The sequence below is a fragment of the Actinoallomurus sp. NPDC052308 genome (assembly GCF_040679195.1).
Taxonomy (GTDB): Bacteria; Actinomycetota; Actinomycetes; order Streptosporangiales; family Streptosporangiaceae; genus Actinoallomurus; species Actinoallomurus liliacearum.
On the sequence record NZ_JBFAUM010000001.1, the window covers coordinates 891,820 to 917,255 of the forward strand.

Annotated in this window: 22 protein-coding genes; 13 read left to right on the top strand and 9 right to left on the bottom strand. The window is 72.0% G+C overall.

Features of this window, described 5'->3' with window-relative positions; translation table 11 throughout:
* Nucleotides 1–8: 8 nt before the first annotated feature.
* Nucleotides 9–1,694, bottom strand: a complete 1,686-nt coding sequence (locus tag AB0L00_RS04515) for a substrate-binding domain-containing protein (RefSeq protein WP_364428219.1) — start codon at nucleotides 1,692–1,694, stop codon at nucleotides 9–11.
* A 247-nt stretch (nucleotides 1,695–1,941) separates the two neighbouring features.
* On the opposite strand from AB0L00_RS04515, the gene AB0L00_RS04520 reads away from it, so the two are divergent.
* Nucleotides 1,942–2,346: a hypothetical protein gene (locus AB0L00_RS04520; protein ID WP_364428222.1), complete on the top strand. Its 405-nt coding sequence runs from the start codon at nucleotides 1,942–1,944 to the stop codon at nucleotides 2,344–2,346.
* 37 nt (nucleotides 2,347–2,383) lie between these two features.
* On the opposite strand, the gene AB0L00_RS04525 is transcribed toward AB0L00_RS04520, so the two are convergent.
* Nucleotides 2,384–3,010, bottom strand: coding sequence for a copper resistance protein CopC (locus AB0L00_RS04525; RefSeq protein WP_364428225.1), 627 nt, complete (start codon nucleotides 3,008–3,010; stop codon nucleotides 2,384–2,386).
* Nucleotides 3,011–3,098: 88 nt separating this feature from the next.
* Nucleotides 3,099–3,665, bottom strand: a complete 567-nt coding sequence (locus tag AB0L00_RS04530; protein WP_364428228.1) for a hypothetical protein — start codon at nucleotides 3,663–3,665, stop codon at nucleotides 3,099–3,101.
* Between the two features lie 144 nt (nucleotides 3,666–3,809).
* On the opposite strand from AB0L00_RS04530, the gene AB0L00_RS04535 reads away from it, so the two are divergent.
* The 3 genes from AB0L00_RS04535 to AB0L00_RS04545 all read left to right on the top strand — a co-directional run bounded on the left by AB0L00_RS04535 (nucleotide 3,810) and on the right by AB0L00_RS04545 (nucleotide 7,793).
* Nucleotides 3,810–4,679, top strand: coding sequence for an endonuclease/exonuclease/phosphatase family protein (locus AB0L00_RS04535; RefSeq protein ID WP_345360295.1), 870 nt, complete (start codon nucleotides 3,810–3,812; stop codon nucleotides 4,677–4,679).
* Nucleotides 4,679–5,950 (top strand): DUF1343 domain-containing protein, encoded by a 1,272-nt coding sequence (locus AB0L00_RS04540; protein WP_364428231.1) that lies wholly within the window; start codon nucleotides 4,679–4,681, stop codon nucleotides 5,948–5,950. The genes AB0L00_RS04535 and AB0L00_RS04540 overlap by 1 nt, the downstream gene beginning before the upstream one ends.
* Nucleotides 5,951–6,014: 64 nt before the next feature.
* Nucleotides 6,015–7,793 carry a serine hydrolase gene (locus AB0L00_RS04545; RefSeq protein WP_364428234.1) on the top strand — a complete coding sequence of 593 codons (1,779 nt, stop codon included), beginning with the start codon at nucleotides 6,015–6,017 and terminating at the stop codon, nucleotides 7,791–7,793.
* Between the two features lie 89 nt (nucleotides 7,794–7,882).
* Here AB0L00_RS04545 and AB0L00_RS04550 read toward each other — a convergent pair whose 3' ends face one another.
* On the bottom strand, nucleotides 7,883–8,518 hold the full coding sequence (locus AB0L00_RS04550) for a TetR/AcrR family transcriptional regulator (RefSeq protein ID WP_364428237.1): 636 nt from the start codon (nucleotides 8,516–8,518) through the stop codon (nucleotides 7,883–7,885).
* Nucleotides 8,519–8,600: 82 nt separating this feature from the next.
* Between AB0L00_RS04550 and AB0L00_RS04555 the strand changes: the two genes are divergently transcribed.
* The 4 genes from AB0L00_RS04555 to AB0L00_RS04570 all read left to right on the top strand — a co-directional run bounded on the left by AB0L00_RS04555 (nucleotide 8,601) and on the right by AB0L00_RS04570 (nucleotide 11,936).
* Nucleotides 8,601–8,897, top strand: a complete 297-nt coding sequence (locus AB0L00_RS04555; protein WP_364428239.1) for an antibiotic biosynthesis monooxygenase — start codon at nucleotides 8,601–8,603, stop codon at nucleotides 8,895–8,897.
* Between the two features lie 98 nt (nucleotides 8,898–8,995).
* Entirely contained in the window at nucleotides 8,996–9,814 is an 819-nt protein-coding gene (locus AB0L00_RS04560; protein ID WP_364428242.1) for an alpha/beta hydrolase, read from the top strand.
* A gap of 161 nt (nucleotides 9,815–9,975) precedes the next feature.
* Nucleotides 9,976–10,956, top strand: coding sequence for a TerC/Alx family metal homeostasis membrane protein (locus tag AB0L00_RS04565; protein ID WP_364428245.1), 981 nt, complete (start codon nucleotides 9,976–9,978; stop codon nucleotides 10,954–10,956).
* A 50-nt stretch (nucleotides 10,957–11,006) separates the two neighbouring features.
* On the top strand, nucleotides 11,007–11,936 hold the full coding sequence (locus tag AB0L00_RS04570) for a YegS/Rv2252/BmrU family lipid kinase (RefSeq protein ID WP_364428248.1): 930 nt from the start codon (nucleotides 11,007–11,009) through the stop codon (nucleotides 11,934–11,936).
* Between the two features lie 177 nt (nucleotides 11,937–12,113).
* Here AB0L00_RS04570 and AB0L00_RS04575 read toward each other — a convergent pair whose 3' ends face one another.
* Complete coding sequence (locus AB0L00_RS04575; protein ID WP_364428251.1) at nucleotides 12,114–13,529, bottom strand: amidase; 1,416 nt, start codon at nucleotides 13,527–13,529, stop codon at nucleotides 12,114–12,116.
* Nucleotides 13,530–13,619: 90 nt separating this feature from the next.
* On the opposite strand from AB0L00_RS04575, the gene AB0L00_RS04580 reads away from it, so the two are divergent.
* The 3 genes from AB0L00_RS04580 (at nucleotide 13,620) to AB0L00_RS04590 (ending at nucleotide 16,533) form a co-directional block, all read left to right on the top strand.
* Nucleotides 13,620–14,237: a TetR/AcrR family transcriptional regulator gene (locus AB0L00_RS04580; protein WP_364428253.1), complete on the top strand. Its 618-nt coding sequence runs from the start codon at nucleotides 13,620–13,622 to the stop codon at nucleotides 14,235–14,237.
* 105 nt (nucleotides 14,238–14,342) lie between these two features.
* Nucleotides 14,343–14,936 carry a helix-turn-helix domain-containing protein gene (locus AB0L00_RS04585; protein WP_364428256.1) on the top strand — a complete coding sequence of 198 codons (594 nt, stop codon included), beginning with the start codon at nucleotides 14,343–14,345 and terminating at the stop codon, nucleotides 14,934–14,936.
* A gap of 109 nt (nucleotides 14,937–15,045) precedes the next feature.
* Nucleotides 15,046–16,533, top strand: a complete 1,488-nt coding sequence (locus AB0L00_RS04590; protein ID WP_364428259.1) for a prolyl oligopeptidase family serine peptidase — start codon at nucleotides 15,046–15,048, stop codon at nucleotides 16,531–16,533.
* Between the two features lie 89 nt (nucleotides 16,534–16,622).
* On the opposite strand, the gene AB0L00_RS04595 is transcribed toward AB0L00_RS04590, so the two are convergent.
* Complete coding sequence (locus tag AB0L00_RS04595; RefSeq protein ID WP_364428261.1) at nucleotides 16,623–18,980, bottom strand: Tex family protein; 2,358 nt, start codon at nucleotides 18,978–18,980, stop codon at nucleotides 16,623–16,625.
* 173 nt (nucleotides 18,981–19,153) lie between these two features.
* Here AB0L00_RS04595 and AB0L00_RS04600 point away from each other — a divergent pair, with 173 nt between their 5' ends.
* A complete protein-coding gene (locus AB0L00_RS04600) occupies nucleotides 19,154–19,786 on the top strand; it encodes a pyridoxamine 5'-phosphate oxidase family protein (protein WP_364428264.1) in 633 nt (210 codons plus the stop codon).
* Nucleotides 19,787–19,804: 18 nt separating this feature from the next.
* Here AB0L00_RS04600 and AB0L00_RS04605 read toward each other — a convergent pair whose 3' ends face one another.
* From AB0L00_RS04605 to AB0L00_RS04615, 3 genes are all read right to left on the bottom strand, one after another.
* Nucleotides 19,805–21,034, bottom strand: a complete 1,230-nt coding sequence (locus AB0L00_RS04605) for an MFS transporter (RefSeq protein ID WP_364428267.1) — start codon at nucleotides 21,032–21,034, stop codon at nucleotides 19,805–19,807.
* A gap of 13 nt (nucleotides 21,035–21,047) precedes the next feature.
* Nucleotides 21,048–22,277 (bottom strand): ATP-grasp domain-containing protein, encoded by a 1,230-nt coding sequence (locus tag AB0L00_RS04610; RefSeq protein ID WP_364428270.1) that lies wholly within the window; start codon nucleotides 22,275–22,277, stop codon nucleotides 21,048–21,050.
* 165 nt (nucleotides 22,278–22,442) lie between these two features.
* Entirely contained in the window at nucleotides 22,443–22,664 is a 222-nt protein-coding gene (locus tag AB0L00_RS04615; protein ID WP_364428272.1) for a DUF2277 domain-containing protein, read from the bottom strand.
* Between the two features lie 96 nt (nucleotides 22,665–22,760).
* Here AB0L00_RS04615 and AB0L00_RS04620 point away from each other — a divergent pair, with 96 nt between their 5' ends.
* Nucleotides 22,761–25,424 carry an AAA family ATPase gene (locus tag AB0L00_RS04620; RefSeq protein WP_364428275.1) on the top strand — a complete coding sequence of 888 codons (2,664 nt, stop codon included), beginning with the start codon at nucleotides 22,761–22,763 and terminating at the stop codon, nucleotides 25,422–25,424.
* The last annotated feature ends 12 nt before the right edge of the window (nucleotides 25,425–25,436 follow it).

Consider the following 25,436-nt stretch of genomic DNA (forward strand, 5'->3'; position numbering starts at 1 on the left):
TGGACATCTCACGACGTGGGGCAGGTCTCCCCGCATGTGAGGCGGATCAACATCTGCAGGAACACCTGCTGCACCTGCCGCGGGTCGAGGGTCACGAAGGCCTGCCCGCCCGTCGCCGCGGCGATCCGCTGCAGCGGCCCCGGATCGATGTCGGGCCCGAACGCGATGGGCACGACCGCGACGGGGCGCATCGGATCACCGGCCCGGGCGAGCTCCTTCAGGAGGGTCTGCAGGGAGATCGTGCGGCCCGGGTCGTAGTTCATCCCGTCGGTCAGCACGACCACGACGTTGTTGTGGTCGGGCTGGTAGGTCCGGACGGCCTCCTGGTAGGCGGCGAGCACCGAGTCGTACAGACCGGTGCGGCTGCCCGGCACCGGCGCCGCCGCGGCGAAGGACCGTTCGACCAGGTCGCGCTGCGTACCCGCGCCGATCTTGTCGCTGAGCGTACGGAACGGCACGATCTGGCGGTAGTCGCGGGCGCCGTCCAGCGCGGTGGAGAACTCCCAGAGCGCCACCTGCGAGTTGTCGCTGAGGATCTTCATCCCGCCGACGGCGACCTTCGCGGTGGCCTGCATGCGCGTGTCCTGCGTCCGGGGGACCGGGTCGCCCATGGACGGTGAGACGTCGAGGAGGATCAGCATGCGCGCGCCGAGCACCGTACGCTGCCACATCTGCAGGACCCGGCCGACGTTCACGGGGTCGGGGGCCGGGAGCCGGTCCGGGGCGCGGGCCGTGACGCCGTACCGCTCGTCGAAGCCCGTCCCGGCCACGCCGTCGGGAGTGCGCAGCCCGAGCCCCTGCAGCGCGACGCGGGTCTGGGACTGGGCGAGCGTGGCCTGGAAGTCCTCGACCGTCCCGGAGCGCCCGCGGTCGGTCGTGGTGGACACGTACGGGAAGTCGAGCGCGAGGGTGGGGCCCTTCGGGTACAGGGCGGTGACGAGCGGGACGTCGCCGGCGTGCGCGTGCCGCCAGACCGACTGTTCGGACAGGACCACCGCGGTCGGCGGCCGGGCTGCCTCATCCTTGGCGATCCGGGTGTACGCGGCCCGCTCGTCGGGGAGCGCGCTGCCGAGGTCGGAGTAGAGCGTGACGGCGAAGGAGGACAGCCCGTTCCGGCCGGGACCGGCGGCGTGCTGGGCGAGCAGCAGCGCGCCCAGGCCGGCGGCGTCGCCGGCGGGGTCGAGGAACCGGATCCGGAGGGCGGGCGACGGGCCGCCGGTCCCGGGCAGCCGGGTGGACAGCAGGAGCCGCCACGTCGCGGTGCCCGGCGCGTGCCCGCGCGGGACCGCGAGGACCAGGGGTGACATCGCGACCGACGCGCCGGACGCCCGTACGGCGGCGGCGCCCGTGTCGGTGCGGCGGGCGATCGGCAGCCAGAGGGACGAGTCGGGGATCCACGCGTCGGGGCGGGCCACACCCGGGTTGGAACCCTGCCCGGACAGGGCCGCCGCGACGTCGGAGGGCCGCTGGCGGCTCACGGTGACGCGGCACCCGCCCGCGGACTCGTACCGGCGCGCGGCCTGCTCGATCGCCGGGGCGATCGACGGCGCGACCGCGACGGTGATCGCCCGGCCGGCGCATCGGCTCGGGCCGGAGCCGAGCGCGCACGCGGCGAGGGTCGGCAGCAGGACCAGCAGCGTGCCCAGGGCGTGTCCCAGTGCCTTCGTCCCGGTGGCGCGGCGAGAATAAGGCATCGGCGGTGTCCGTCCGCTCATTTGACGGCTTCCCGTCACCCGTCGGGAAAATTATCCAGTTAGCATCGGCGAATAACGCCTACTTCCGGACATTCCGACTGGGTGTGGTCGACAGGTCGCATCCCCTACGCCACAGGCGTCCCGGACGTCGCACGATGGCTCGCCAAACCCGCGACTGCGACCGTTTCCGGACATAAACAAATAGGGTGACTGTTGCGGGTTATAACGGCTGACTAGACTCTTCGCCGTGGGACGTCATGTCTCGCCGCAGCACAGGCGGTCGCTCCGCCGGGTGACGATCGTCGCCCTCATCGGGATCGTCGTGCTGGCCGGCGTGCTGGCCTTCGCCGGCTACTCCATCTGGGCGCGGGTCCGTGAGCCGGCGCCGACGCGGCGGCCGGCCGCGGCCGCCCCCGCCGCGACCCTGACGCTGACCGTCACCGGCCCGAGGTGCCAGGTCTTCGTCGGCGTCCCCGGCGGCGACATCCTGGTCAACCGCACCCTCGTGCGCGGGCAGACCCTTCGGTTCGGCGACGCTCGTCTCAACGTCGTGCTGAGCGACGCCGGGGCGGTCCAGGTGGACGTGAACGGCGTCCGGCGTCCGGCGGGCGAACCGGGCCGGCGCGCCGCGTTCACCGCCGTACGCCGCTGACGGCCGCGCCCCCCGCCTCGACGAGGGGCGCGGGCGGTCAGGTCCGCGACGAGCGGCGCCTGCGGGTGAGTTCGGCGCCGCCGACCGCCGCGACGACGAGGAGGGCGCCCAGACCGACCCACAACCAGCTCGCGCTGGAGGTGCTCGCGGACTTCTGCGCGGCCGGGGTGCTCGACGGCGTGGCCGCCGCCGGGGCCGCGCTGCCGTCCGCCGACCCGGCGGGGGCGGGCGTCGGCCCGACCGAGGCGGGCGCCGACGACGACCCGCCCACGACCGTGAACTTGTAGTCGCCCGTCACCGGGTGTCCGTCCTCGGAGACGACCCGCCAGCCGACCGTGTACACGCCGGGGGGCAGGACGCCTGCCACCTGCTCGGTCACCGTGGCGCCCGCCGCGTGCGCCTTGCCGGACTCGTGGTGGCCGCCCTTGGCGTCGAGCACGACGACCCCGGGGAACCGCACCGCCTCGGCGAAGGTCAGCTTGATCTGGGCGGGCGACGACACCTTGGCGCCCTTGGCCGGCTGGGCGGCGACGAGCGTGGTGTGCGCGGACGCGGGGGGCGCCGTGAGGAGGCAGCCGACGGCCGTGGCGGCGATCGCCGCCGCGAGTCGGGTGAAGGGCCGCCGGACGGCCCGGGGCGGCCGGGGGAGTCGCGGGGTGTACATGGGGTTTCTCCGATCGTGAGGCTCGCTGAGCGTGCGGGTGACCGGATCCGCCGGATCCGGTGCGGCAAGGTGTGTGCGAACGAGGCGTTCAGCGGAACGCCGGGAACGGAGCGGGCGGCCCGCGCCGGGTGAGGACGTGCCGCAGGGTCCGTTCCGGCGGGCGGCCGGCCGGGTCGGCGAACCCGTGCCGCCGGTACGGCACCGGCGGGGGAGCGGACGTCGACAGGAGCGCCCGCAGCGGCCGGACGGCGGCGTCCGCGGCCCTCCTGGCGAGCCGCCAGACGGCGCGTTCGCCGCGCCGGAGCCACCAGGCCGAGACGACGGCCGCGGTCACGTGCGCGAGCGTCATCGCACCGTGGCCGTGAGCGCCCACGGCCGTGGGATGGTGGGCCAGGTGCGGGCCGTGCTGCGCCGCGGCGAACAGCACGTGCAGCATGAACTGCCCGCCGAGCAGCCCGGCCAGGATCGTGCCCAGGGACCGCTCGGTGCCCGCGAGGACGGCGCCGACGACGGCCAGCCCGACGAGCCCCGCGCCGACCGCGGCGGGCGGAACGGGTTCATGTGAGCTCACCGAATGTCCGGCCACGGCAAGAGCCGTGCACACGGCCGCGAAGATCAGCGCGCGGGGCAGGCGGAACACCGGATCGCTGGGCATGACCCCTCCATCCTCGCATCGCCGTGCTCCCGGAGACGCTTCGGCGAGGCTATTGACGTTGGGGATCATCCGTATCTAATTTTCATACGTCCGAATCCGCCCGTTGATTCTTTACAAACCTTCGCAAACGCGGCAGGAGAGTCCATGTCCTCGCTCGTCCGCCGGTCCGTCCGTACGCGTCCCCGGGCCGTCACCGGGCTCGCCCTCTTCCTCGCCGCGCTCGTCGTCGGCCCGCCGGCGCACGCGGCCGGTGCCAAAGGCGCGTCACTTCGGGTGATGACCTACAACCTGCAGGCCGGTGCGGGCGTCGACCACGTCTTCGACCTCGAGCGCCAGGCCCGCACGATCGAGGCCCAGCATCCCGACGTCGTCGGGCTGGAGGAGGTCGACGTCAACTGGGGTACGCGCAGCGACTACGTCGACGAGGCGTCGTGGCTGGCGCGGCGGCTGCACATGCGGGTGTTCTTCGCCCCGATCTACACGCTTCCGCCGGACCGGGCCGGTGCGCCCGACCGGGAGTTCGGCGTCGCGGTGCTGTCCCGGTTCCCGATCCTCCAGGCGGAGAACCACGAGATCACGCGGCTGTCCACGCAGGTGCCGAACCCCGTACCGGCCCCGGCCCCCGGCTTCCCCGAGGTGCTGATCAAGGCGCGGGGCACGCGGATCTGGGTGTACGACACCCACCTCGACTACCGCTCCGACCCCTCCGTACGCCGGGCGCAGGTCGCCGACATGGCGGCCATCATGGACCGACGACACGGTCCTAAGCTGCTGCTTGGGGACTTCAACGCCGAGCCGGACGCGCCCGAGCTCGCGCCGCTCTGGACGCGGCTGAGCGACGCGCTGACGGTCGCCGGGCAGCGTACGACGCCCACGTTCCCGGCCGACGTGCCGGTGACGCGCATCGACTACATCACCTTCACGCCGGGCCCGCGCGTCACCCGCGCGTTCGTGCCGGACACGCTCGCCTCCGACCACCGGCCCGTCGTGGCCGACCTGAAGGGGATCCGCTGATGACGACACGACGTGGAGTGCTCCGTGGCATCGCCGCCGGCGGCGCGGCCGTCCCGATCGCCGCGCTCGGCACGCCGGCCGCCCATGCAGACCAGGCGGCGTCCCGGAACGGCGGGGTCCGTACGGGCTTCGAGGTGCTGCGCGCCGGGGGCTACCGGGAACTACGCGGCCAGAAGATCGGGATGGTGGCCAACCCGACCGCGGTGATCCGTGACCTGAGCCACGAGGTGGACGTCATGCACGCGGCCTCCGGCGTGGACCTGGCCGCGGTGTTCGGCCCGGAGCACGGGTTCCGGGGCTCGGCGCAGGCCGGCGGCTCGGAGGGGTCCTACAAGGACCCGCGCACCGGGATCGCCGTCTACGACGCCTACGCCAAGACCCCGCAGCAGATCGCCGACTACTTCACCAAGTCCGGCATCGACACCGTGGTCTTCGACATCCAGGACGTCGGCGCGCGCTTCTACACCTACGTCTGGACGATGTTCGACTGCATGCGGGCGGCGATCCAGGCGGGCAAGCGCTTCGTCGTGCTCGACCGGCCGAACCCGCTCGGCGGCGTGGAGGCGACCGGGCCCGTGCTCCACCCGGAGTACGCCTCGGGCGTGGGCCGCGAGCCGATCGCCCAGCAGCACGGTATGACCGTCGGCGAGCTCGCCCGCCTGTTCGACGGGGAGTTCCTGGAGGGCAAGGCGAAGCCGCAGGTCGTCCAGATGCGCGGCTGGCGGCGCGGCATGACCTGGGAGGAGACGGGCCTGCCCTGGGTGCTGCCCTCGCCGAACATGCCGACGATCAACACGGCGGTGGCCTATCCGGGCATGGGGCTGTTCGAGGCGGTGAACCTCTCGGAGGGGCGCGGCACGACCGTGCCGTTCGAGATGGTCGGCGCGCCGTACGTCGACTGGCACTGGGCCGACGACCTGAACGGCCTGGGCCTGCCCGGAGTGCGGTTCCGCGAGGCGTACTTCGCGCCCACGTTCAACAAGTGGGTGAACCAGAACTGCGGGGGCGCGCAGCTGTTCGTCACCGACCGCCGGCGCTTCGACCCGATCCGCACCGCGCTCGCCATGATCATCAGTGCCCGCCGGCTCTACCCGAAGGACTTCGCCTGGCGAGAGAGCAAGTCGCCGTACTGGATCGACCTCCTCACCGGATCCGACCAGGTCCGCACCGCGATCGACGGCGGCGCGAACGTCGACCAGGTCGTCGCCGGCTGGCAGGCCGACCTGGCGCGCTTTCGCGCGCAGCGGAAGCGCTACCTGCTGTACCGCTGAGTCCGCCCCACCCTCCGCTGTACCGCTGAATCCTCCCCATCCTCCGCATCCCCCAGGAGAGACGATGCGCCGTGCCCTGCCGATCCTTCTCGCCGTCGCGGGCCTGTGCGCGCCGGCCGCGGTCGCCCAGGCCGCCCCGCCACCGGCCCCGCCGGTGAAGGGACTGTCGGCCCCCGCGCGTACGACCACCGCCGGGCCACCGACCGTCACCGCCGCCGACCTGCGGTTCACCCCCGGCCGCGTGCTTCGGGACGGCACCCCGCAGCAGGCGGGCCTGTCGCCCGACGCGGTCGCGGCGATCGGCACGGACGCCGCGAGCTACATGAATTCCGCGCCGACGCCGTACTACCCGGGCGCCGTCGTGCTCGCCGCCCGGAACGGCGTGGTCGCGGCGCAGGACGCGATGGGCTACGCGCTGCGGTACGCCGACGACAAGCCCACCGAGCTGCCGCGGGACCAGTGGATCCCGATGCGCAAGGACACGATCTTCGACCTGGCGTCGATGTCGAAGCTGTTCACGACCGTCGCGGCGATCCAGCAGATCGAGCGGGGCCGCGTCGACCTGAACGCCACCGTCGCGTCGTACCTGCCCGGCTTCGGGCAGAACGGCAAGGACACGATCACCATCCGGGAGCTGCTCACCCACACGAGCGGTCTGCGGCCGGACCTGCCCTTCTACAACTATTCCGGCCGTGCCGCGCAGGAGGCGGCGCTGTTCGCGGACACCCCGCAGGCCAAGCCCGGCACCGCGTACATCTACTCCGACCTGAACATGATCACGATGCAGTTCGTGCTGGAGAAGGTGACCGGCAAGACCCTCGACGTGCTCGTACGGGACGGCATCACCCGGCCGCTCGGCATGCGCGACACCGGCTACAACCCGCCGGCGTCGGAGAAGCCGCGGATCGCCGCGACGGAGTACGAGCACAAGCCGTACGCCGCCCTGGACCGCGGACTCGTCTGGGGTCAGGTCCACGACGAGAACTCCTACGCCCTCGGCGGCGTCGCCGGCCACGCCGGGGTGTTCTCCACCGCCCACGACATCGGGATCTTCGCCCAGATGATCCTGGACGGCGGGCGGTACGGTCACGCGCGCGTCCTGGACGAGGACTCCGTCCGGCTGCTGTTCACCGACTTCAACACGGCGTTCCCCGGCAACGCGCACGGCCTCGGCTTCGAGATCGGGCTGCGCTGGTACGAGGACGCGATGACCTCGCCGGTCACGATCGGGCACACCGGCTACACCGGCACCAGCATCGTGATCGACCCGATCTCCCGGTCGTTCGTGATCCTGCTCACCAACCGGGTCCACCCGACCCGCAACGGGCCCAGCATCAACCCGGCGCGCCGCGCCGTGGCGCGCGACCTGGGCCGCGCCGTCCCCGTACGGCCCGCCGAGGGACGGGACGCGTGGTTCTCCCAGATGGCGGACGGCAAGACCGCGACGCTGACCGCGCCGATGCCGGCGGGGGCCACCAAGCTCTCCTTCGACCTCTGGTACGACACCGAGGAGACCGACCTCGGCGTGCTGGAGACCTCCTCGGACGGTAAGACCTGGACGCCCGCCCCGCTGTCCCTGCGGTCCGGGCGCAACGCGTGGACGGTGAACGGGGCGTTCTCCGGCTTCGCCGGGCGGCGCTGGGCCAAGGCCACCGCGACGCTCCCGGCCGGTACCACCTCGGTCCGCTGGCGCTACACCTCCGACCCGGCGTACCAGGGCCGCGGCGTCTACGTCGACGGCGTACGGGCCTCGGACGCCGACGGCCGCGTCGTGTTCAACGGCGAGCGCCCCGCCGACGCCGCCCTCTTCACCGCTTCAGGCTGGATCCGCAGCTCCAACTGACCCCCATGCCGCCCGCGCCGAGACTTCAGCCGGCGCGGGCGGCGCTGTTTCCGGCCGTTTCCCTGCGTACCGGATGAAGGCGGGGGCCTTCATTTCGGCGCCGTGAGGCCACTGTCGCCGGCCCTCTGGTCGGCGGCCGACGGCCAGGCCCGGAGGGCCGCCTCGGCGACCTGCTCCAGGTCGCTCGTCGTGGCGCCGTCACGCGCTTGGGCGGACATGCCCTGGAGGACGGCCGAGTAGAAGGTCGCCAGCACATGAGCGTCGGTGTGGGCGGGAAGTCTGCCCGAGCGGGTGGCGGCGTCGATCTTGGCTTCGAGCGCGCGGACACCCATGGCACGGAGGTCGCGTAGCCGGGCCGCGATGTCGGCGGACTGGGGTGCACAGTTGGTCGCCGCGCTGATCAGGAGGCAGCCGCGCGGGCGGTCGGGCCTGGTGTAGGCGGCCGCCGCCTCGCGTAGCAGGCGTTCGACGGCATCGTGGGCGTCCGGTTCCTCGGCCAGCGCGCGTTCGGTGAAGGCGCCGTAGGTGCGGATGTAGCCGTCGAGCGCCTCGAGGAACAGGGCCCGCTTGTCGCCGAAGGCCGCGTAGAGGCTGGGCGCACCGATGCCGAGCGCTTTGGTGAGCATGGCGATCGAGGTCGCGTCGTAGCCGTGCTCCCAGAACACGGCGATGGCGCCCTCGAGGGCTTTGTCGCGGTCGAACGACCGGGGCCGTCCCGTTTTCATACCCTCCATTCTATAGCGATCGTTAGAGATGTGCGTTACGGTACTTATCGAACGATCGCTACAAAAGTAGGAGGAGCCACAGATGGTCACTACAGGACTGCTCATCCGCGTCGAGGCCAAGCCGGACAAGGTGCCGGAGGTCGAGGCTCTGCTGAAGTCGGCCGTGGATCATGTGCGGCAGGAGGGGCTGGCGGTCATCTGGTCCGCGCTGCGCCTCGGGCCCACGACGTTCGCCGTCTTCGACGCCTTCGTCGACGAGGCCGACCGCCAGGCTCACCTGGACGCCCACGGCGATGCGCTGCGCAATGCGGAGCTGTTCGCCGGGTCGCCCTCCATCGAGCACGTCGACGTCATCACCGCCAAGCTCCCCGGCGAGTGACCGGACACGGCGACCGATGACCGCCTGCCGCGCGCCGCGCCCTGAGCCGGCGCGCGGCAGGAGACCGCACGAGATCGAACCCGCCCTGGGGAGACATCATGCAGACAGCACCTGTCAACGACATCGAGATCGAGTACGAGCTGATCGGCCACGGTGAGCCGCTGCTGCTCATCCACGGTTCAAACCTCGCCACGGGGCTCGCCCCGCTGGCGGCAGCGCTGGCCGCCCAGGCCCCGTACCTGCAACTCGTGCGATACCACCGGCGTGGGATGGCGGGCAGCGGCGGACGAGGCCGGCCCATCAGCGTCGGGCAGCAGGCCGCCGACGCCCTCGGCCTGCTCGACGCCCTCGGCCTGCCGTCCGCGCACCTGCTGGGCTACTCCTACGGTGGCGTGATCGCGATTGAGGCCGCGCTGTCGGCGCCCGCTCGCGTGCGAAGCCTGGCACTGCTCGAACCGATCCTGACCGAGGTGCCATCGTGGACCACGTTCAGGGCGGGCATGGAACCGATCATGAGCCTCTACGCCGCCGGTGACATGGCCGGCGCCGCGAGGGCGACATTCGCGGGCCTCGGGGGTCCGGACTGGGAGGAACTGGTCTCGACCGCCGGGCCGGACGCCCTTGACCTGGCAGTGCGCGACACCGAGCTCTTCTACCGGGCCGAGGCGCCGTCCCTTACCACCTGGACGCTGGATGAGACACGCGCCGCCGCCGTGCAGGGCCCGGTGCTGTCGGTGGTGGGCACCCAGAGCGGGCCCTTCTTCGAGGAAGGTCGGCAGCTCCTGCATCAGCGCTTCACCCGGTGCGCCGACGCCGACATCCCCGGCGTGAACCACCTGCTGAACCTTCAGGCGCCCCAGCCGATCGCCACCGCGGTCGCCGACTTCCTCCAGTGGCGCTCTGACATCCCGGGGTGATGGCCTTGGGGTGGTCTGACTGGCTATGGTGGAGTTCGAGGGGAGTACTTCCCAGCGCCCACCCGGTCAGGACGGACCTCCCATGAGGTCCCCGGGCGGCGGCCCGCCGCGCGACGGCGGGTGAAGGAGACCTCGGCCGTACCGACGTGCCGGGAGTCCCTATGTCCGAATCCGTCGCATCGCCGCTGCTGTGGGCGATCACCATCGCCGGGGTCATCGCGTTGTTCGCGGTCGACCTGATCATGACCCGCCGCCCGCATACTCCTTCACTACGCGAGTCGCTGGCGTGGTCGTGCTTCTACATCGCGCTGCCCTTCCTGTTCGGTGTCTTCGCCTGGAAGTGGTTCGGAGCGCCGACCGGGACGGAGTACTTCACCGGCTACCTGGTCGAGAAGTCGCTGTCCGTGGACAACCTGTTCGTGTTCATGCTGCTCCTCGCCGCCTTCGCGGTGCCGACGGTGCTGACCCAGCGCGTCCTGCTCTACGGCATCGCGGGCGCCCTCGTGCTGCGTGCGATCTTCATCGCGATCGGGGCGGCGGCGCTGCAGGCGGTCGACTGGGCGTTCCTGCTGTTCGGCGCGGTGCTGCTGGTCACCGCGGGGAAGATCCTCAAGGACGCGGTCAAGGGCACGGACCACGGCGTCGAGGTGTCCTCGCTGCGCTCGGTCCGCCTCCTGCGCCGCTTGATGCCGGTGACCGACGACTACCAGGGGCCGCGGATGTTCGCCCGGCAGGGCGGCCGGCGGGCGCTGACCCCGTTCGCCCTCGTCGTCGTGGCCGTGTTCGCCGCCGACGTGGTGTTCGCCGTCGACTCCATCCCCGCCGTCTACGGCATCACCCAGGACCCGTACCTCGTCTTCACCGCGAACGCCTTCTCCCTGTTCGGGCTGCGGGCGCTGTACTTCGTCCTGCAGAGCACGCTGAGCAAGCTCGTCCACCTGGGCTACGGGCTCGCCGTCATCCTGGCGTTCATCGGCGTCAAGCTCGTGCTGCACTGGGCGCACGGCCCCTGGCCGCAGGTCCCGGAGGTCCCCACGCCGCTGTCTCTCGCCGTCATCGTCGGAGCGCTGCTGACGGTGACCGCGACGAGCCTGTACGCCCGGCGGCGCGCCCCGGCCCGGCTGCGGGCCGCCGAGGACTGACCAGCGTAAAGAAACGTTAAAAACGGCCAGCGATTGGTATCACGAGGAGCATGCGCAGCAAAGCCGACCTGACCGCCGCCATCAGGAGCGGCGGCCCGGCCGTCCTCGTCATCAACACCCGGGCCCGCACCGGGGCGGCCCTGCTCGAGCGCGCCCCACGGCGGCTGGCCGAGCAGGGCATCGCGGTGGCCCGGGTGATCAACGTACGGCGGCCGGAGCGCCTGGCGCGGGCCCTGGACGAGGCGATCGCCGAGGGGCCGGACCTGCTCATCGCCGCCGGCGGCGACGGCACGCTGAGCACCGCCGGCAAGCGCGTGGCAGGTCTCGACCTGGCGCTCGGCGTGCTGCCCGTCGGCACCACCAACAACTTCGCCCGCAGCGTCGGCTGGTCCGGCGACCTCGACGGCGCGCTCGCGACGCTCGGAGCCGGCAAGGTCGCCGACGTCGACCTCGGCCAGGCCGGCCCGGACGCCTTCACGAACATGGTCAGCCTGGGCGTGTCCGTGCAGGTCGCGGGCCGGGTGCCGCACCGCCTCAAACGGCACCTCGGCCGCAGCGCCTACCCGCTGACCGCGCTGGCCGCGCTCCGCGGCCACCGGCCCTTCCAGGCCCGCATCATCGCCGGCGACACGAAGCTGGAGTTCGAGACCCACCAGCTCAACATCGCGAACGGCGCGTTCCACGGCGGTCGCCGCATCGCCCGTGACGCCGACATCGACGACCGGCTGCTGCTGGCCTACCGCTTCGGCGCGGGCAGCCGCCTGCACCTGGTCGGCTCCGCGGTCCGGCACGCCCTCACCGGGTCGTACCTCAGCGTGGACGACGAGCCGTTCCTCACCGCCGGCGACCTGCACCTGGAGACCGACCCCGTCCTGCCGCTCGACGTGGACGGCGAGATCCGCGGCCGTACCCCGGTCCGCATCCACGTCCGCCCCAACGCCCTGCGCGTCATGGTCCCCCAGGACTTCACCGACCGCTGACCCACAGCGGCCACGGGGGCGCACCGGCGATGGATCGTCGGCATGATCACGGATAGGTCGTGGGGCTCACCGGCGTGCCGAGGCTTCCCGCATGAGGAGCGCAGTGATCACTGGCGATCGCCGCGGATAGAACTCAGTGGCCGCCAGGGATCTTGGCTTGGCGGCGCGCGCACGGGCTCATGGTCGCGGGTCGATCGGCGTGAGCACTCCGAGGCGGTCCTCGATCTCCTGGGCGGCGGCCAGGCACAGGTCCTCACGGAACGCCCGGCCGACGATCTGCACGCCCGACGGGAGCCCGTCGGTCACTCCGGTCGGTACGGCGACCCCGGGCACGCCCACGAAGCTGGTCACCGTGCACAGGCGCATACCCGCCCCGACCCGATCGCGTCCTGCCCGGTCGCGTGACTCCAGGCCCGGCTCGACGGGCGGCTCGGTGAACACCGGCCCGACCACCAGCGGGTACTCGTGGAGGAATTCGAACCAGGACCGGCGGATGTTCAGCCAGGAACCCATCAGTTTCACCAATTCCGCGGCACTCGCGGGCGGAGTCCGCTCCATCGCCATCTCGATGTAGCGGTCTCCGCCTTCGCCGAGCAGGGTCCGCACCGACGGCCAGGTGGGGGCGAACTCGGTCACGGTGATCCGGCCGTACGCCTCGAGCGCCTCGTCCAGGCGCGGTACGTCCGTCACCTCCCGTACGTCGTATCCGGCGTCCCGCAGCGCGTCGGCGGCGGCCGTGACGGCCCCGCGGACCGTGGGGTGCACGCCGTGCCCGCCGGGATCGGCGACGACCGCGACCTTGATCGGCGCCCGAAGGGGCTCACCGTAAAGAGGCGCGGGCACGGCTCGGGGGTCCCGCGGATCGGTCCCGGCCAGGACCTCGTACGCCAGCCGCAGGTCGATGATCCTGCGGGCCAGGGGCCCGTCGGTGACCAGCATCTGGGAGGCCGGTCCGGGGTCGTCCGGGCCGATGACGCGGTGGTCGGCCGGGAATCGCCCGGTGGTCGGCTTCAGCGCTGCCACGCCGCAGAAGGAGGCCGGAATACGCACCGATCCACCGGAGTCGTTGCCGAGGCCGAGGGCGGCCATTCCGGTGGCGACGGCCACCCCGTCGCCCCCGCTCGAGCCTCCCGGGGTGCGGCCGGGGTCCCACGGGTTGACAGTGTCGCCGAACAGTTCGCTGCGGGTGTGCATCCCCGCGAGGATCATGGTGGGTACGTTGCTGTGCCCGATCGGGATGGCTCCGGCCGCGCGCAGCCGCGCCACGGGAGGCGCGTCGGCGGGTGCGATCAGATCCCGGAAACGCGGCGTTCCGAACGTGGTCGGCACGCCCTCGATGGCGGTGGTCTCCTTCACCGTGAACGGCACGCCCGCCAGGGGACCCACCTCTTCACCCGCGGCGCGCCGCCGGTCGACCCGCGTCGCGGCCTCGCGGGCACGCTCGGCCAGGAGCTGCGTCACCGCGTTGACGCGCGGGTTGATCTCGGCGATGCGCGCCAGGTGACCGTCGATCAGTTCGACCGCCGACACGTCCCCGTCGCGAACCGCCGCCGCCTGCTCGGCGGCTGTCATCTTCCATACGGCGTCCTGCACGGCTCTTCCGTTCCTCTCCACGTTCCGATGCGCTCGCATCGGAACTGTAGCCTGGAACCGATACGAGCGCATCGGAAAAGGGATGGCCGGATGCCCAGGCAGGTGGATCACGAGAGCCGGCGACGTCGCATCGCCGAGGCCGTCTGCGGCCTCGCGGACGAACTCGGACTGGAGGGTGTGACCCTGCGCGACGTCGCCGACCGGGCGCAGGTCTCCATGGGCGCCGTTCAGCGCTGCTTCCGCAACAAGGAGGAGATGCTCCGGTTCGCGGTCGGCCACATCGGCGAGCGGATCACCGAACGCGTGCGGACCCGCCTGAACAGCAGCCCGGCGCAGTCGGCCGCGACCGCCCTGGGGCACGCGGCGACCGAGATCGCGCTACTGCACAGGGACCACCGCGCCGAGGCGCGGGTGTGGCTGGCGTTCGTCGCCCAGGCCGCCGTGAGCGCACCGCTCGCGACCACCCTGAGGATCAGTTACACGGCCCTCCAGGATCTGTTCGCCCGCCTCATCGCGGAGGCCGGCGAGAGCGACCCGCCCGGCGACGGCGGCAGTGCGCCGGTCGACCCGCATCGCGAGGCCCGTGCCCTGCTCGCCCTCGCGGACGGCCTCACCACCCACGTGCTGATCGGTCACCTCACCGCGGAGAACGCCACCGACGTCCTGGACGCGCACCTGACCGGCCTCTGGAAGCGCCTCAATGGGTGATCGCTGGTAGTCACTGCTCATAGAACGCGGTGACTGTCCGTGATCTTGGGTTTGGGTTGCAAAGAACCTTTGCAAAGGGTCTTTGCAACTGTTTATGATCTGAGGGTGGCAGATCGTCCTTCGGCTCAGGAGATCAGCGACGTGGCGGCGCTCCGGCTGCTCGCGCACCCGCTGCGGCGAAAGATCGAGCAGTGCCTGCGTGACGGGCCGGTGAACTCCACGACCCTCGCCCAGGCGCTAGGCGAGAGCACCGGGGCGACCAGTTACCACCTCAGGCAGCTCGCCAAGCACGGGTTCATCGAGGAGGTTCCCGAGCTGTCCAAGGGAAGGGAACGCTGGTGGCGTGCCGTGCCCGGCGACCGCCGGTTCCCGCCCTACAGCCGCCAGACGCCGGAGATGCGCGTGGCGCTCTCGGAGATGGTGCGGCACAACGTCGCGGAGTTCGTCGAGTTGTTCTCGCGCTTCGCGGACGACCATGAGGCGCTGGGCGAGTGGGCGGACGCGTTCCTGTTCTCCCGCGCCACCGTTCGTCTCACGCTCGATGAGGTGAAGGAGTTCTTCGAGGAGTACATCGCGCTGGTCTACCGCTTCTCCCGGCCGGCGGAGGAGACGCCCCCCGGCGCACGCGCGGTGCATCTCCGGCTGCTCGGCATCCCCGAGGCGGCCGCCACCGAACCCGAGGCGGGCTCCGCGGAATGACCCGGGTCGCCGAGCGGCAACTCGGCGACCCGGTGTGCGGACTCCGTGTCACCACGCCCACGTGGGCGTGTCTTCGCGTACACGAATCCCAGAGAAAGGAGAGCACGTCATGCTGCTCTCATTCAAATCCCGCCGCGCCCGCGCGGTCGGGTGGGCGATCGGCCTGCTGGTGCCGTCGTTGCTCGCGCTCGCGCCGTCGCCGGTGACGCCGACCCACGCCGCGTACGCCGCCGCATCGCGCGCCGCCCGCGACGGTCTGACCCGCACCGACGTCTCCTTTCGCGGCGGCGACGGCCTGGTCCTGCACGGGACGGTCATCGCGCCGAGCAGGACCACGAGCCGCGTTCCGGGCATCGTCCTGGTGGGCGGCTCGGGTCCAGGGCCCCGGCAGGAGTACGCGCAGGAGGCCGAGGCGTTCGCCCGTGGCGGGGTCGCCACGCTCGTCTACGACAAGCGGACCATCGGCTATTCCAAGATGCACCGCGACTTCTCCCTCCTGGCCGCCGACGCGCTCGCCGGCGTACGGACGCTCCAGGCCAGTCCCGGCGTCGACCCGGCGAAGGTCGGGTTGTGGGGGTTCAGTGAGGGCGGCTGGGTATTGCCGCTGGCCGCGTCACGGTCCTCGGACGTCGCGTTCCTGATCACGATCGGCGGCCCCGGCTATACGCCGCTTCGCACGCAGACCTGGTACCTCGCCGTGCATCTGCGGCATGACCACGTCTCCGGATCACTCCTCGACACGATCATGGGGCCGGCGGCGCACCTCGTCGACGGGGCGGGCCTGTTCCCGGCGGGTGGGTACGACCCGGTGCCCGTGCTCCAGCGCCTGCGGCAGCCGGTGCTCGCGCTGTGGGGCGAGCATGACACCCAAGTGCCGCCACGGGAGAGCGCGCAGATCTTCCAACGCGTCCTCGCCCGCGCGGGGAACGACCACGTGACCATCCGGTTCGTCGCCGGCGCCGGCCACAACGGCCACCGTACGAGCGACGGGTTCGAGAATCTCGGCGGCCCGCTGCTGGGCGGTCACCCGCTGGGCGCCCTCGCGCCCGGCTACGCGGACACGATGACGGCGTGGATCCACCAGGTCGCCGCCGGTCACCCGCCGCTGTCCAGCGCCGCCGCACCCCCACGGCAGGCGCTCACCAGCCGTGCCCCGTCGAACGGCGCCTGGTACGAGGCCAACGGCCTTCAATGGGCCGCGATCGCGTTCTTTCTGCTGGCGTTCGCCGGATACCCGGTCACCGGGATCGTGCGCCGGATCCTCGGACGCACCGCGGCGGTCCCGGCCCGCCGGCCGGCCCGCCTGCTCGCGGCGACGGGTCTGGTGACCGTCGCCGGAACCCTCCTGTTCACGCTCGCGGTCTTCGCGACCAGCGGGCGGCTGGGCGACCCGGTCCTCACCGGTCGCCCGCTCTCCTGGCTGGTCCTCCAGCTCCTCGCCGTCATCGTCGCCGTCGCCACGGTCGTCACCGCCGTCTCCGCCTGGCGGAACCGGCGTACGCCGGCGGCCGGCGGCCGGGTTCGCGTCGCCATGGTGGTGACGGCAGGAGCGATCTTCATCCCGTGGGCGGTGTACTGGGGCCTTCTCGCCTGGTGACGAACGCCGAGCGTGAGTGCGTTGTGACCCCTGGCGGTCACCGCTGCAAGAGCGCGGTGACCGCCAGGGATCTTGGCTTGGGGGCCGGCTCAGCGGCCGTTCAGGCCCTTGTCGAGGCCCGCGCGGCGCAACGCGTCGGCCATCGCGCCGCCGCCTCCACCGCCTCCGCCGGAGCCACCGCGGTCGCGGCGCTGCCGGCCGCCCGTGCGGTCACCGCCCTCGCGGCGGCCGCCCTGCCGGTTTCCGCCCTCGCGGTTTCCGCCCTCCCGGCGACCGCCGCCCTGCGGGCGGCGCTCGGCGTCGTCCTCGAGGCGGAGGGTGAGCGAGATCCGGTTGCGCGGGATGTCGATGTCGAGGACCTTCACGCGTACGACGTCGCCGGACTTGACCACGTCGCGCGGGTCCTTGACGAACGTCCGGGACATCGCGGACACGTGGACGAGACCGTCCTGGTGGACGCCGATGTCGACGAACGCCCCGAAGGCCGCGACGTTCGTGACGACGCCCTCGAGGATCATGCCGGGCTGGAGGTCGGCGACCTTGTCGACGCCCTCCTTGAACGTCGCCGTCTTGAATGCCGGGCGCGGGTCGCGGCCCGGTTTGTCCAGCTCCTTGAGGATGTCGGTGACCGTCGGCAGGCCGAACGTGTCGTCGACGAAGTCCTGCGGCCTCAGCGATCGCAGGGCGGTGCTGTTGCCGATCAGCGACTTGAGGTCGCCGCCGCTCCTGCTCAGGATGCGCCGCACGACCGGGTACGCCTCCGGGTGCACGGCGGAGCTGTCCAGCGGGTCGTCGCCGTCCTGGATGCGCAGGAAGCCCGCGCACTGCTCGAACGCCTTCGGGCCGAGCCGGGGGACGCTCTTGAGCGCGTCACGGGTGCGGAACGGGCCGTTGGCGTCGCGGTGGGTCACGATGTTCTCGGCGAGCCCGGAGCCGATGCCCGACACGCGGGTCAGCAGCGGGACCGACGCGGTGTTGACGTCGACGCCGACGGCGTTCACACAGTCCTCGACGACCGCGTCGAGCGACCGGGACAGCTTCACCTCGGAGACGTCGTGCTGGTACTGGCCCACGCCGATCGACTTGGGGTCGATCTTGACGAGCTCGGCGAGCGGGTCCTGGAGCCTGCGGGCGATCGAGACCGCGCCGCGCAGCGAGACGTCCAGGTCGGGCAGCTCGCGCGAGGCGTACGGCGAGGCCGAGTAGACCGACGCGCCCGCCTCGGAGACCACGATCTTGGTGACCTTGGGGTGCTGCTTGATCAGGTCGGCCGCGAGCTGGTCGGTCTCGCGGGAGGCGGTGCCGTTGCCGATCGCGACCAGGTCGACGTTGTGCTTCGCGACGAGGCGTCCCAGGCTGTCGAGGGCGTCCTTCCAGCGGCCGTGCGGCTTGTGCGGGTAGATGGTGTCGGTCGCGACCACCTTGCCGGTGTTGTCGACGACCGCGACCTTCACCCCCGTACGGAACCCCGGGTCCAGGCCCATCGTCGTACGGCTGCCGGCGGGCGCGGCCAGCAGCAGGTCGCGCAGGTTCGTGGCGAACACCCGGACCGCCTCGTCCTCGGCCTCCTGACGCAGCCGCAGTCGCAGATCCAGGTCGAGGTGGACGAGGATGCGGGTCCGCCAGGCCCAGCGGACGGTGTCCATCAGCCACCGGGCGCTCGTCGGAACCTCGAAACGGTGCGCGATGGCCAGCTCGTACGGGTTCGGCCGCGCGGGGTCGGGCTCCTCGGCGTCGGGCTCCATCGTGAGGTCGAGGACGTCCTCCTTCTCTCCACGGAGCAGCGCCAGGACCCGGTGCGAGGGCAGCTCCGACAGCGGCTCGGCGAAGTCGAAGTAGTCGGAGAACTTCGCGCCGGCCTCCTCCTTGCCCTGGCGTACCTTCGCGACCATGCGGCCGCGCGACCAGACGCGCTCGCGCAGGTCGCCGATGAGGTCGGCGTCCTCGGCGAACCGCTCGACGAGGATCGCGCGGGCGCCGTCCAGCGCCGCGGCGACGTCGAGGTCCGCGTTGGTGTACGACGCCGCCTCCGCCTGCGGGTCGAGGCTCGGATCGGCGAGCAGCGCGTCGGCGAGCGGCTCGAGCCCCGCCTCACGGGCGATCTGCGCCTTCGTCCGCCGCTTCGGCTTGTAGGGGAGGTAGATGTCCTCGAGCCGGGCCTTGGTCTCGGCGGCCATGATCTGCACGCGGAGGGCGTCGTCGAGCTTGCCCTGCGACTCGATCGACTCCAGGATCGCCGCGCGCCGCTCGTCCAGCTCCCGCAGGTAGCGCAGCCGCTCTTCGAGCGTGCGCAACTGTTCGTCGTCGAGCGTGCCGGTCGCCTCCTTTCGGTACCGAGCGATGAACGGCACGGTGGCACCGCCGTCGAGCAGCTCGACGGCGACCTGAACCTGCCGCTCGCGCACGCCGAGCTCTTCGGCGATCTTCTGGTGAATCGTCGTCGACACGATCTCTGACCCGACCTCTCACTGAGCTTCGGGAAGCATTGTGCAGGCATCCGGCGCCGTTGTCGCGCCGCCCGCCGGACACGGCAGTGGTTCCGACCGGCGAAAAAGCGCATGGACCGGGCGAGTGGCCGGGTCTAGGCTGAGAGTCCTCTTGATCGTTCAGGGGAGGCGGTATGGCGGATCTGATGGCGTTCACGGAGGTCACCTCCGAGGAGGAACTGCGGGAGCTGCTCGGCGAGCCGATGCCGCGCGCGGTGTCCAAGGAGCGCGTCCGGCTGCACCAGCGGGACCGGGAGTGGCTGGCGGCCTCGCCCTTCTGTCTCATCGCGACCGCCGACGCGACCGGAGCCTGCGACGTCTCCCCGAAGGGCGACCCGCCCGGCTTCACCCACGTCATCGACGATGTGACGATCGCCATCCCGGACCGGCCCGGGAACCGGCGCGTGGACGGGTTCCGCAACGTCCTGGCCAACCCGCACGCCGGCCTCGTCTACATCATCCCCGGCCGGCGCGAGACGCTGCGCATCAACGGCCGCGCCCGGGTGGTGCGCGAGGCCCCCTTCTTCGACGAGATGGTCGTCAAGGGCCACCGGCCCCAGCTGGCTCTCGTCGTGGAGATCGAGCAGATCTTCTTCCACTGTCCCAAGGCGCTCCTCCGCTCGGCGCTGTGGAAGCCCGAGACCTGGGACCCGGACGTCCTCCCGTCGCACGCGCGGCTCATCAAGGACGTCCAGCACACCGAGGAGACGTTCGAGGAGCTCGAGCGTTACTACGGCCCGGATTACGCCAAGCGCCTCTACGGCTGAGCCGAGCGGCCGTCCGCCTCACAGAGAGTGGCGGCGCAGCCGGGAGAAGCTGAGGACGGTGACCGCGAGGCAGCCGACGGCGCAGAGAGCGAGGACTTCGGGCGCGTTCCGCAGTGGGGTCACCGCGACGAGGACCCCGGCCACGGGATAGGGGATCAGGATGAGGAGGACGACCGCCGAGACGGTGACGCCGAACTCCTCCACCGGAATGACCCGGGCCCGGGCTATCCGCAGGAAACAGGCGAACGCTCCTTCGGCCGCCAGGAACAGGCACGCCCACGTGAGGTAAGCGGCGTAGCCGGACGCCGACCCGGCGCCCGCGGCCGCCGCGCACGCGATCAGGCCGCTGACGAGCCCGATCTTCCGGATCCCCGTCCGGGAGGCGACCCTGGTCATGATCACGATCACGACCAGGGACGCCGCGGCCCCCAGCGTCCAGACGGCGCCGGCGTACGAGGCCGGCCGGCCGAAGCGGTCCTCCACGATCGCCGGTGTCATCCCGAGGATCGTCGCGGCGAGGAGGTTGAAGGCCGCGGTGGCGGCGACGATGGGGATCAGCGCCCGGTGGCGCGCCACCCCGCGCAGGCCGGCGGTCAGCTCGGCCCACGCCGAACGCCGGACCCGCTCGCCCGGCGGCCGCTCGGGAAGCCCACGGCACAGCGCCATGCTGATCAACACCAGCGCCAGCACGCCCGTCAGCACCCAGACGTCGCCGAGACCCACGAGGGCTCCGGCGACGAACGGGCCCGCGATGAGCGCCGTCTGGTCGATCCCGGCCTGCGCGGATTGCGTCCACGCCAGCGACTTCGAGCCGTTGATCTCCACGCCGAGCTTTTCGACGGCGATGTAGGAGGCCTGGCCGAAGGTACCGGCGGCGAAGGCGACGACGACGAGAAGGGCCCAGGCGGTCGAACCGGCGAGGAGGCCGACGAGCGCGCAGGTCAGCAGGGCGGTCCGGGCGGCCTCCGCGGTGAGGAGGCAGGCGCGCGATCCGAAGCGGTCCACCAGCGGGCCCGCGATCGGAATGCCGATCAGGCGCGGCGTCCATTCGAGGGCCAGCACCAGCCCGGACCAGGCCATGCTGTGGGTGGCGTCGAAGATCAGCAAGGGGATCGCGTAGGAGAGCGTCTCCGTGGCGAGGCGGTTCGCGGCGCGCACGATGATGGATCCGTACAGCGCCCGTGGCGACGCCCCGGCCCCCTCGGTCCCGTCGGCCGGCGCCGGGACGTGCACGTCCGAGGCCGTCATCGTTCCGCCGGGCTCAGCCGACAACGCTGATCCGATCGGCGAGCGTCCGCCGCAGTCGTACGGCGTCGTCGTAGGTGGCGGCGGTGAACATCAGGTGGCCGATCCGCGACCGCATGTCCTGGCGATCGGGGATGGGCCGCCCGGCGGGGATGGCGATCCGCGCGTCGTGCACCCCCGGCAGGCGCAGCGCCTCCTCCCAGCCGCGAAGCCCGGTGTGGCTGCCTCCGGCGAGGCGCGGTTCGGTGACGAAGTGGATGCCGGCTACAGCCGCCGTGGGGGTCGCCGGAGCGGGGCACGGCACACCGGCCGCCGCGGCGAGCGACGCCTGCGCGAGGGACAGGCCGGTGACGGTCTCCACCATCTCGGCGATGTGGTCCCCGGCCATGCGAGCCCCGATCTCGATGAGGGTCGGCCCCTCGTCGGTGACCCGGTACTCGGCGTGGAACGCGCCCGTCGTGAGGCCGAGGGCCTTGGTGACCTGCTCCAGGTGGTCGGCCACGGCCTCGTGGCCCGGCACGTCCTGCGCGGGACGGACGATGTGGCCCTGCTGCTGGAAGTACGGCTCCGGCCCGAGGCACTTCTCGGTGATGGCGAGGATGGTGGCCTGTCCCTGCCGGACGTATCCCTCCGCGGAGAACTCCTGGCCGCGGAGGTACTGCTCGACGACGACGGTCGAGTCGGGGAGCCGCCCGGCCACCGGCAGCGTCTCGTCCGCGATCCGCCGATAGCCGTCGATCAGATCCTCCCGGCTGTCGGCCCGCCGGACGCCGATGGTGCCCACCATCCCGGACGGCTTGATGACACAGGGGAATCCGACCGTCTCGCCCGCGTCGGCGGCCTCCGCCGGGGAGGAGGCGACGACGAAGGCCGGTGCCCGCACCCCGGCCGCGTGCAGCCGCGCCCGCATGGCCGACTTGTCGCGGACCACCTGGGCGTCGGCCGGGTCGATGCCGTCGACTCCGAGATCCGCCGCGATCGTGGCCGTGGCCGGGACGGTGAACTCGTCCCCGGCCACCACGGCGTGGACCGGGCGTTCCCGGTGGACCTGCCGGGACGTGGCCCGGAGCTCGGCCGGGGACAGCGTGCCGACGAACCGGATGTCGTCGATGAACTCCCGGACGTCGTCCGGCAGCGCGTAGACGTCGCGACCGGTCGTGATGACGGTGACGCGCATCCCCAGCCGCCGCGCGGCCTGGGGATACAGCTGTCCGGAGGAAGCGGGACCCACGAGCAGTACATGCACGTTTGATACCTGATTTCTGGTCAGTCCATAACCCTCCTAAATATAGCCAGTTCTCCGTTTCCGGCGATTTGCGGTCAGGTAACGTGATCATGACCGAGCGGCGGCTGCGTATCGCCCGACCGCACGAGTCCTGACAGAATTCCCTGGGGACCGCGAAGGGCCAGGTCAGCTGCCCGACCGGCTGCCCCGGACCTCGAGGTCGGCCAGCAGGGCGGCGGTCGCCCGGGTCACCTCTTCGACCGCCCGGTCGAAGACGGCCTGGTTGTGCGCTGCCGGGCGCCGGAAACCCGACACCTTGCGGACGTACTGCAGCGCCGCCGCCCGGATGTCGTCGTCGGTGACCTCTTCGATGGCGGGTGGCCGCAGCGTCTTGATGCTTCTGCACATGGGGCCATCCTGCACCCGGCATCCGACATCGACCCCACCGATGATCCACTCGCCGTAGGCTGATGTCCGATTCGTACGGGTGATGGGGGGAACGCGGTGGGGCTGCCGGAGCATCTGGAGCTGCTGCTCACGGACGAGCCGGTCCTTGACGTCTACGCCTACGGCCCGTGGCGGGTGCCCGACGGGCTCTTCGCGGAGATCTCCGATCGGATCGACGCGCTGCTGGCCGATCCGCGCTGCGCGGACCTGACGACCGACGATCACAAGCTGCTGACACTGCCCGCCTCACTGGTCGCCGCGGACCTGTACCAGATCATCGGCTTCCTGCCCGGCGTGAGCGCGATCCGCGGGGGCTCCCACTGCCAGTTGACCGACCGCCTGCTCCGCCGGCACCTCAGTGACCCGGCCCGGCTCACCACCTCGAACACCTGGTGGAACACCTCGACCAACCTCTGGCGGCCGCCGATCGACTGGCTGATCGAGGTGCCGGACCGGGACCTCGCGTTCCGGCTCGCCCGTGACTGCCTGGCCGTGCTGGAGGGGATCGAGCCGCTCGAGGGCAGACGGCGCGCGTTGCTGCGGCTGTACGACGCGCCGCCCGACTGCGACGCGGACCTGACGAAGAGCGAACTCCGCGCGCGGTGGGCCGCGCACGCCGACGACGAGATCCTCGCGGAGGTCCCCGAGCTGGCCGGGCCGGTCGGCTACCTGGAGTGGGTGTGGTCCGGGTTCCGCGCGGCGACCGACCACCTGGCCGGGGTGGTGCCGCGCAGCCGGCTCATCGGTACCCAGCTGAGCCGGCTGCTGTTGCAGTGCGGCCTGGACCGGGTGCCCGTCGAGCTGGCCGCCGTACTCGACGACGACCTGTACAAGGAGGTGTCCGCGCGGTTCCGGCGAGAGCGGAGCGGGTTCCGGGCCACCGCGTGGCAGGAGGAGATCCGGCTGTGGCTGGCCGAGGCGCTGGTCGAGGGCGCCGCCGACGCCTGCCGGGCCTGGCTCGACATGGCGACCCGGATGGTGGCGTGCGCGCAGGGCCTGCCCGGCGAGCCGCAGCGCAGCGGGAGCCGGGACCACACGCCGATCGACGAGTTCCAGCGCGACCTGCGTCGCCTGTACGCCCCGCGCCGCCGCGTCGTCAACCCGCTCGCGGCCAAGCTCGCGACCGGCCGGGAGGACCGGCCCGCGGCCCGGGCCGAGAGCGCCGCGTCCGCCGACGTGGCCACCGGGCTCGTGGGCCAGCCCGAGGTCGTCGAACTGCTCCAGGAGGTCACCGAGGACGGCGAGACCGTGCGCGTGCTCCTGGCCGGGCCGGAGGGCACCGGCCGGCGCCTCGCCGTCGGCGAACTGGCCACGGTGCTGCGGCTGCCCCGCGAGCCGGTCTGGCTGACCCACACCGTGTTCGCGGGCCGGCCCCTGTACGAGGCGGCCGCCAGACTGCACGCCGAGGTCCGCGACGCCGCCGGGGAACGGCTGCTGGTGATCGACGGCCTGGACGAGTTCGCCGGCGAGGTCGGCAACGGCCAGGAGATGATCGGCGAGCTGCACCGCCTCCTGACCGTCCACCCGGACCTCCACCTGGTCGCGCTGTGCGGCGAGGACGGGATCGAGCGGATCCGCGAGGCCGATCCGGCCCTGCTGGACCGGTTCCGGGTCGCCCGCACCCGGCCGTTCACCGTCGAGGAGTACGCCGAGCTGTTCGACCGCGAGGTGCGCCGGCGGGGCGTGCGGACGTACAAACGCGCTCGCGACGCCGCCGGTGAGCTGCTCGCGGCGACGCCGCCGACGCTGACCCTCCGCAACGCCCGCCTCGTCTCCCAGCTGGCGGACCGTGCGCTGGCGGCCGCGCGGAGCCGTACGGAGCCGGACGCCGAGCTCATCGTCAAACGCGCCGACGTGCCCCGCGTGTTCGGCTCCTCCGGTGTCGAGGACGACCCCCTCGCCGAGCTGGAGGCCCTGACCGGGCTGGAGACGATCAAGCGGGAGACCGGCCTCCTCATCGCGATGACGCGCGCGGAGGGGTTGCGCCGGGAGCAGGGACTGCCGGGCACCACCCCGGCGCGGCACATGGTGTTCACCGGCAACCCCGGCACCGGCAAGACCATGGTGGCCCGGCTGCTGGCCCGGATCTACAAGCAGCTCGGGACGCTGTCCTCGGGCCACCTGGTCGAGGCGTCCCGGGCGCACCTCGTGGGGGAGTACATCGGCCAGACCGCCCCGCGGACCCGCCGGCTGGTCGAGCGGGCGATGGGCGGGGTGCTCTTCATCGACGAGGCGTACACGCTCACGCAGCCGTCGTTCAAGAGCGACTTCGGTCTCGAGGCCGTCGCGGAGCTGGTGAAGCTCATGGAGGATCACCGGGACGACCTCGTCGTCATCGTCGCCGGCTACGAACAGGAGATGGCGGACTTCCTGCTCGCTAATCCGGGCCTCGACTCGCGGTTCGCCAAGCAGTTGCACTTCGACGACTACACCGACGACGAGCTGTGCGCGGTGTTCGAGCGGCTGGCCGCGGACGACGGTTTCGTCCTCGCGCCCGAGGTCGGCGACGCGCTGCGGGCGATGCTCCGTCGGACGGCGCGCGGCCCGTCGTTCGGCAACGGACGGTTCATGCGCAACCTGCTCGACGGCGCCATCGCACGCCAGGCGCAGCGCGTCACCGGCCTCGACCGGCCCGCGCGAACGGACCTGGTCACCCTGCGCGCCGAGGACCTGCCGTCCCGCCCGGCGGCCGAGCCCGAGGAGTTCGGCCTCTACCTGTGACGGAGCCGTACC